The following is an 8,373-nucleotide window of genomic DNA, read 5'->3' as shown; positions in this document are numbered from 1 at the left end:
CTTGGCCGTGGCTAAAATTGCCTTAGTTTCTATTTTGCGATACAAAAGCGAATACTGCACCTGATTGACCGCTAAGGGAACCTCTTTTTTCGCCAAAATCTGGCTTGCTTGACGCATTTGCTCGGCGGAATAATTACTTACACCCACTGCACCAATACGGCCGCTTTTTACTTCTTCCCCTAGGGCATTCATTAGGGTTTCTTGGCTAATTAGGAAGGTGAAGGGCCAATGCACTTGGTAAAGGGTAATTTTATCGGTTTCTAGACGGTTTAAGCTCTCGGTAATGGCATTATGAACCGCATTCGCCCCCAATCGCCACGGTACGGGGGCAAATTTGCTGGCAATATCGATGGGAATATCAGTCTCTTGCGTAAATTTTCCTAAGAGTCGTTCCGATTCCCCCAGTCCATAGACTTCGGCAGTGTCAAAAAAGGTGATTCCTGCCTCTACTGCCGCTTTAAAGGCCTCCTCTACCTGACTAGCTCCGTATTCCTTGCCATAGTTCCAGAATAGTTTATCTCCCCATGCCCAAGTCCCGATTCCCAAAGCACTGACGGCAATTCCTGTTTGTCCGAGATTAGCGGTTTGTCTAGTCATATTCCCTACAAAGAATGACAGCGTTTCCCATTAAAGTTGAAGTGTAACCTATATTTGGTCTGACTCACCACTAACCTCCTTTTTTGATTCCGGGAAATTCGCACCCATAATTAATGGGAAAGGACTTGACTTTGCCGGCGACTTGCGCTATGCTTTTCTTATAATGGGAGTCTGTGAAAAATTTTTTCAGACGCAAAGATTTCCATTATGAATAAAATATTTTAAAAATACTATCGCAAAATCTGCCGAGAAAAGCAAGCAAAATTTTGCCGATAATTGTTAAGTTTTGTATCTGGTTCCCCGGTTCTACCTGATAACTGTTCACCGAACACAGCAAAATCTCCCCAACACCTGGCCCCCACTAACCCCCTTTTTTGATTCCTGAAAATTCCCACCCATAATTAATGGGAAAGGACTTGACTTTGCCGGCGACTTGCGCTATGCTTTTCTTATAATGGGAATCTGTGAAAAATTTTTTCAGATGCAAAGATTTCCATTATGAATAAAATCCTTTAAAAATATTATCCCAAAATCTGCCGATAAAAGCAAGCAAAATTTTGGCGATAATTGTTAAGTTTTGTTAACAAAGAAATACAGAGATCAGCAAGGTCAAAAAATCGAAGTCTCTTGCTGATCTTGTTTGTCGCTTAACCTATGATTAGGTTAGGCGAATTTTGCGCTTTGACTAATTGTTAGTGCTAACTTCCGTGGTTTCAACAATTGCCGTCGGTTGGCAGGGAGTGGGTTGAAATTTCTCTGGAAAAGAGAAGCCTAAAAATGATGCGATCGCAATTATCGTGCCGGTAATTTTGGCAAGACTAACAACGTCTTCTCTGTACTTTAACCAATATTTATACATAATCATCAATCCTTTTACTTAGGAGGTGAACTATCTTTAGATTAAAAAAAATCTGATTATTTGTCGTTACTCAAAAGTCCTAAAAATGGTACTTTTTTTAGGTACTCTCAAGTAACCTGACAAGGTACTGAAAAGTAATCTTAAGTCCTGCAACCCTTAAAAAATGATGATGAATGAACTAAAAATGACTGAAATTAAACCCCTTTCATGGACTGAATTAGAAATGCTGGTTAATGATCTGAAAAAAGAGCATACAAACAAGGGATTAACAGACTTGGAGACAAAAATATTAAAAGGTATTTTTGATGATAAAACATATCGTGATCTAGCGAAAGAAATTAGGCAAGAAGAACAGTCAATCAAGAATGCGGCTTCTAGTTTATTTAAAATCTTGTCAGAGCAAACAGGTGAAAAGATTGAAAAGAGTAATCTGATTACTGCTTTGACAAGGTATAGAGATAATTCTCAGACATTTGATCATAACAATAAACCGCAAACTCAGCAATCAGATAAAGTTTTTGAATTAGTTATTGAGGTAGGGATAGACGACCTGACACCAGAGAAAATTGATAAGATTAACAACCTTATTCAAAAAATCGCCAGAGACAACACGATCAAGCCTATTATGAAACTTAAAGGCAGTATTCGGCTATTTTTAGAAGGTTCAGAAGATGGCTTAAAGCGCCTAGCAGATTTACATCAATCGGGGGAATTGCAAGCCCTTCTCAATGAACTTAAATCAGACGATATACCCGAAATTATCGTCACAAAAGCAGAGTTCACTACAGATGCAAAAGTTATTAAAAAAGCCGAATTAATTAAGGCAATTCGAGAGGGAACAATCAATAAGAAAACTCTACGATTTGTTGATTTAAGTGGGGCTATCCTGATTGGGGCTGACCTGAGTGGGGCTGCCCTGATTGAGGCTGACCTGATTGGGGCTGCCCTGATTGAGGCTGACCTGATTGAGGCTGACCTGATTGAGGCTGACCTGAGTTGGGCTAACCTGAGTGAGGCTGACCTGAGTGATGCTAACCTGAGAGGGGCTAACCTGAGATGGGCTGACCTGATGGAGGCTAACCTGAGTGGGGCTAACCTGATTGAGGCTGACCTGAGTTGGGCTATCGTGAGTGAGGCTATCCTGAGTGAGGCTATCCTGAGTGGGGCTAAACTGAGTGGGGCTAACCTGAGAGAGGCTAACCTGAGTGGGGCTGACCTGAGAAAGGCTAACCTGAGTGGGGCTAACCTGTGGGGGGCTATCCTGATTGAGGCTAACCTGAGAGGGGTTAACCTGAGTGGGGCTAACCTGAGAGGGGTTAACCTGAGTGGGGTTAACCTGAGTGGGGCTATTCTGAGAGGGGCTAACCTGAGTGGGGCTAACCTGAGTGGGGCTGACATTGAAAACGCTATCTTTATCGATGCAACGGGGATCACCCCCGAACAAAAACAGGATTTGATTCGACGAGGGGCAATTTTTGGGGATAATTCTAACGATCGCAGTAAAGCATTAGTTTAAAACAGCCTTTGATCTCCACCTTCAGCAGAGATTTAGGTAGGGTTGGCTGAATAAATGTGAAATATAGACGAGATAAGGGGTTTGGCGGCCTGTTTAGCCAAGCAGCTGCAAGATTTTCAAGCTGGTGGCTCAAAAACCTTGTATCTTAATCGGCGATCGCCCTTACTTTTTCAGCCAACCCATAATTAATGGGAAAGGACTTGACTTTGCCGGCGATTTGCGCTATGCTTTTCTTATAATGGGAATCTGTGCAAAATTTTTTTAGACGCAAAGATTTCCATTATGAATAAAATCCTTTAAAAATATTATCCCAAAATCTGCCGATAAAAGCAAGCAAAATTTTGCTGATAATTGTTAAGTTTTGTTAACAAAAAAATACAGAAAGGTAAAAAAATCGAAATCTCTTGCTGATCTTGTTTGTCTGCTTGATTGTCGCCTAAGCTATGATTAGGTTAGGCGAATTTGGCGCTTTTCTCGGATTAAGATTAACCCACCGCAAACCCTGTATATTCTCTGACTAGGGGTTCATGGAAGGCTAAAACAATATCTTCTTTAGGAACGCCTAAATTAACCAATTCATTGGCAATTCCCACCTCAGTGCCATCATGTTGTATCCAGATTTTACCCTTTTTAATATCGAGATGCAAAACACAACCATGATATCTTCGTCTATTTTTCCAGCCAACATACATCAATTGATAGTGATCGCCAACAGTATCAAAAATCAATTGTTGTTCAATCGGATCTTTAGATGAACCTATCTGAGAATATTCAGTAATGACTTGCTTGACATAGTGACGATATTGTTCTAATTTTTCCATTCGACAATTACCTCCCCAATCGGATCATAAATAATCAGGTAAATTTGAAATCGTTTAACGACAGTTTGAATAAATCGCAATTCAAAAAAACTATAATAAATATCTAAGGGAACAGCTAAATATAACTGTCTTTTAGGTTCTTTTTCTTCTAAAGCAACACGATAATTAAAGAATTGTCCAATGGCAGTATGAAATTCTGAAATGCTGGATTTACCGATAAAACTTTTAATTTCAACGGCTATCTTTTCATTATCTTTTTCTGCGGCTATCAGTTGCTCTGCTCCTAAATCGACATACATTTCTACATCACCCACTTCAATCCTTAAAGGGTCATCCGTAATGATCCAACCCTCTTTTTCTAATCCTTTTCTCACTGCACCATGAAAACGATCTTTAGCAGACATGAATCTTGAGGTTAGCAGGCATAATAATTATTAATTATAACATTTAGTCATGACGAGCGACAGGGTGAGAGCATCTCAAACCCTATTGACAATTGGCCAATTTTGTGATCCGCGTGGGCATTTCAAGTAATAAGGGACTTGCGTGAGAATAATATCCCAATCGATCGGAGGGCGCAAGCTCTGCGCCCCTACAGTAACGGATTTTGTCCACAATGTAGGGGCGAACGCAGTTCGCCCAAAAGGTACATTATCAAAGCGCAAGTCCCTAAGCTAAGACGTATTTAAACCGCTTATTCTGAGATTAGCCCCCCCTTGCCTGATCTCAACCAGCAATTTGAATTAAGAACAGCTTAACTAGCTGACATCCATCGTGATAAAATCGGCCTTGTCTTTCTTCTGCCAGCGCAACGCCGAGCGGCGGTATGTTGAGCTTATTTCCCCTTTTACTTTTTACTTGGTATAAATCGTGCAGGTTTTCATTTATCATACTCCCGAACTTACCCCCGTCCATACTCTACCCGATTGCGCCGTCGTTATCGATGTTTTAAGAGCAACAACCACGATCGCCACTGCCCTTAATGCCGGTGCGGAAGCAGTGCAAACCTTCAGCGATCTGAAAACCCTGATGCAGGTGAGCGATACCTGGCAACCGGAAAAACGTCTCCGAGCAGGAGAAAGAGGTGGCGCGAAAGTGGAAGGCTGCGATCTGGGCAATTCTCCCCTCGATTGTACCCCTGATTTAATGAAAGGTCGTCGTCTGTTTATCAGTACCACTAACGGCACTCGCGCTCTGCAAAGAGTGGAAGAATCCCCAATCGTGATCACTGCGGCCATGATCAATCGGCAAGCTGCCGTTAATTACTTATTGGATAGGCAGCCCGAAACCGTCTGGATTGTTGGCTCTGGTTGGGAAGGGGGTTATTCTCTGGAAGATACGGCCTGTGCTGGAGCGATCGCCGATGCGCTACAAGAACAATCGGGGCAAATGGCGATCGGGAATGATGAGGTTATTGCCTCGATCGCTCTTTATCGTCAATGGCAAAATGATCTTTTAGGAATGTTCCACAGTTGTAGTCATGGTCAGCGCCTCTTGCGTCTCCACTGTCAAGAAGATTTAAAATACTGCGCTAATATTGACTCTCTTGATGTTTTACCGATCCAAAAAGAACCGAGCATTTTAGTCAAACTTTAGACATTATCACCCAGAGAAAGGGTCATCAGTGCCGGTAGGAGTATCGATCCTAGCCGGATTCCTTTATTTAGGGTCTGCTGAATAAATCTAAAAACCTTGTTGAATAAAACTTTTAGACCTTTTTGAAATCCAAAAGTGCCTCGTCTGGGAGTGATCAGGGGGAAAATTCAGGTACTTTTTCCCTGAAAATTAGGTAATTGAGCAGATGAAAATCGGTAAAACCCTACACCCCACACCCCACACCCCACACCCTACCCCCACCGAAAAACTTTTTGCCGCAAACCCTATTTATAGTTTGCCAACCATGACTATCGATTCTTTACTGCAACCTTTTCAGCGTTTTGGTGTCAATCTCGGTTTAGAAAGAATAAAAAATCTGCTGGAGATTTTAGGCAATCCCCAAGATAAAATTCCGATTATTCATGTCACAGGAACTAATGGCAAAGGTTCGGTTTGTGCCTATCTATCATCTATTCTCAGCACCGCCGGTTACAAAGTCGGACGTTATATTTCTCCCCATTTAATTGATTGGACAGAAAGAATCTCTATTAATGGCGAAAATATTGAAACCGCGACTTTAGAAAACCTGCTTAAAAATCTACAGTCGCTTATCGATCCCCAGCAGGAAAGTCCTACTCAATTTGAGGTAATTACTGCCGCTGCTTGGCTGTATTTTGCTCAGGAAAAGGTGGATATTGCCGTGATGGAAGTGGGTTTAGGAGGAAGATTAGATGCGACTAATGTTTGCGCTCAACCTTTGGTTACTGTCATCACTTCTATCAGTCGGGAACATTGGCAAAATTTAGGGCCGACGGTTGCCGATATTGCAGGGGAGAAAGCGGGGATATTAAAAGCGAATTGTCCCGCAGTTATCGGACAATTACCGGAATCAGCGCAGGGGGTAGTTAGGGAGAGAATCAAGCTGTTAAATTGTCCGACGGTATGGGTAGAAGCTGCCGAAAAAATTGCCGATAATCGGGCCAAATATCAAGGGTTAGAATATCCTTTATCCTTAGCGGGAGATTTTCAATTAACTAATTCGGCTATAGCGATCGCTGTTGTTAATATTTTACGTCAGCAAGGTTGGCAAATTAGCGATGAAGTCGTGCAAGAAGGAATGGCAAAAACTCGCTGGTTAGGACGTTTACAAACCGTTAATTGGTGTCAGCGAGAAATTTTAATAGATGGCGCTCATAATCCCGCTGCTGCCATGGGTTTAAGGCAGTATGTAGATAGTTTAAAGGCTCCAAAAATTATCTGGGTGATGGGTATTTTATCGACTAAAGATCATCGGGAAATATTCCAAGCTTTATTAAGAAAAGGCGATAGTTTATATTTAGTTCCTGTCCCGGATCATAGCAGTGCCAATCCTGAAACCTTAGCGGAATTAGCGGCTTCAATTTGTCCAGAATTATCTCACCTAGAGAGTTGTTCCGATGTATTTTTAGGACTAAAAAAAGCCATCCAAGAATCTGCCGATAGTCGTATAATTCTCTGTGGATCGCTTTATCTAGTCGGTTACTTTTTAGGGAGTTTGTTTCAGGGAAAATAAAACATCAATTTTACTGGTGGTTTTATCAGGCATAGTGGCAGTAATTCCGATCCCGCGTACCGATTCTAAAAAGGCCTTTGCTTCTGGGGTTAATTCCGTGGCTGGAAGATTATTAATTCCCCCTGCTTTAGCAATAATTTGCTCCACATCGATGAAAAAATAACCGAGATTATTTTTAGGCAAATTTGCGATCGATGCTTGGAAATTCTCACTTTTGCTAATCGGTTGATTCGGTTGGGGTTGATAGGGAATTCCGACGGTCATTTTTAGGGTATCATTATTAGGCCAAGCATAGGTTAAAATCGCTTGTTCTTCCGCTTTCCATTCAGTCACATCTTCACCGGAAATTTGACTGTTTTTTATGGTGATAAAGGGAACAGTTTTCACCAATTCATTTAACTTATCGAGGGTAATTTTTGCCGCTTTCTGATCGCCGGTTTGCCAGATCATCATTCCCCCAAAACCTAACCCTCCCACTGCTTGCTGGTTGGGGATAATTCCAAAGGCAAATTCTCGATCCATCCAGTTGAAAACTTCTTGATCCGCGTCAAGGGTTGCCATCTGAAAATTCTCACGGATCTGACGCAGAAAAACTTGTAATTCTGGGTTAGTTTGGGACTGTTTTTCTGCTTCTTCCCATCCCTGTTTAAGATTATTACCACTCCAAAGTGCGATGGTATCTCCGGGTAAATAATTTAAAACTTGATTTCTGCTGGGGGAAGGTAGGTTAGAAATAGTTTCAGGAGCAAGTTTAGCCACCATTTGTAACTGTAATCCCGTATCGGTGACACCCACTCCTGCGACAACATCTTGAATTTTTGCTAATTCTTGCCGACTTTGGGGAGATAAATTAGCATCTGGTCCCAAGATTGCGGCATAATCATCGATATAAATTGTCGCTAGGGTATTGGGGAGGTTGAGGGATTGGGAAAGCAGTTTTCTCACTTCCGGTTTACTGCTAAAAGATGGCTGTCCTCGGTAGGTATCGATCGCCGCTTCTAACACCTTTTTATCGTAGGATATCAACAAAAAATCCCCCGCAACGGCAATATAAATGGTGGTGTTATCCTGCCAATCTATAGCAGTAATTTTAACACCTTTGTAGTCACTGGTGCTAGTTTTGCGATTAACTTGTTGTCCTAGTTTTTTCTGGAATTCCGACGCTTTAATTTTATCTTTGATGCCGATAACCGTTAATAATTCCGATTGTCCGGGGGTAGCTGCGGGAAGGAAAGCAAAGCTAATACTACCGATCCAAGGTTCGATATCCCGTTGATAATCAATCTTATCAGTGAAGATATTTTTTTGTAATTCTTCTAGTCCTTGACTAACCGCAGTTCGCGATTCTGGTGTACCATATTTAGCTAACACTGACCAAGCTTTTGCATCCGTGGAGACAAAACTACTAGCAAAGGCAGTTTCTGGGATAACT

At 41.7% G+C, this 8,373-nt stretch carries 8 protein-coding genes; 3 read left to right on the top strand and 5 right to left on the bottom strand.

The window, feature by feature from the left end; genetic code table 11:
* A partial coding sequence (locus PX481_RS13080; RefSeq protein ID WP_288094706.1) for an aldo/keto reductase occupies positions 1-597 on the bottom strand: 597 nt, incomplete at its 3' end.
* A 685-nt stretch (positions 598-1,282) separates the two neighbouring features.
* The gene (locus PX481_RS13075) at positions 1,283-1,456 is read right to left on the bottom strand and encodes a hypothetical protein (RefSeq protein ID WP_196219823.1); all 174 of its coding nucleotides are present in this window, start codon (positions 1,454-1,456) and stop codon (positions 1,283-1,285) included.
* Positions 1,457-1,619: 163 nt separating this feature from the next.
* On the opposite strand from PX481_RS13075, the gene PX481_RS13070 reads away from it, so the two are divergent.
* Positions 1,620-2,972 carry a pentapeptide repeat-containing protein gene (locus tag PX481_RS13070; RefSeq protein ID WP_002759140.1) on the top strand — a complete coding sequence of 451 codons (1,353 nt, stop codon included), beginning with the start codon at positions 1,620-1,622 and terminating at the stop codon, positions 2,970-2,972.
* A 485-nt stretch (positions 2,973-3,457) separates the two neighbouring features.
* Here PX481_RS13070 and PX481_RS13065 read toward each other — a convergent pair whose 3' ends face one another.
* Together PX481_RS13065 and PX481_RS13060 are read right to left on the bottom strand one after the other, a co-directional pair.
* The gene (locus tag PX481_RS13065; protein ID WP_002748301.1) at positions 3,458-3,793 is read right to left on the bottom strand and encodes a XisI protein; all 336 of its coding nucleotides are present in this window, start codon (positions 3,791-3,793) and stop codon (positions 3,458-3,460) included.
* Positions 3,781-4,197 carry a XisH family protein gene (locus tag PX481_RS13060; RefSeq protein WP_002751648.1) on the bottom strand — a complete coding sequence of 139 codons (417 nt, stop codon included), beginning with the start codon at positions 4,195-4,197 and terminating at the stop codon, positions 3,781-3,783. Before PX481_RS13060 ends, PX481_RS13065 begins: the two co-directional genes overlap by 13 nt.
* 466 nt (positions 4,198-4,663) lie before the next feature.
* On the opposite strand from PX481_RS13060, the gene PX481_RS13055 reads away from it, so the two are divergent.
* Positions 4,664-5,389 carry a 2-phosphosulfolactate phosphatase family protein gene (locus tag PX481_RS13055; protein WP_002759138.1) on the top strand — a complete coding sequence of 242 codons (726 nt, stop codon included), beginning with the start codon at positions 4,664-4,666 and terminating at the stop codon, positions 5,387-5,389.
* Between the two features lie 304 nt (positions 5,390-5,693).
* Entirely contained in the window at positions 5,694-6,941 is a 1,248-nt protein-coding gene (locus tag PX481_RS13050; protein ID WP_288094705.1) for a bifunctional folylpolyglutamate synthase/dihydrofolate synthase, read from the top strand.
* Here PX481_RS13050 and PX481_RS13045 read toward each other — a convergent pair.
* Positions 6,915-8,373 (bottom strand): DUF3352 domain-containing protein (locus PX481_RS13045; protein WP_288094704.1); only part of this gene is annotated, 1,459 nt, incomplete at its 5' end. The genes PX481_RS13050 and PX481_RS13045 overlap by 27 nt on opposite strands.

This window comes from Microcystis sp. M53603_WE2 (assembly GCF_030065435.1).
This window is presented reverse-complemented; position numbering and strand designations above follow the sequence as displayed.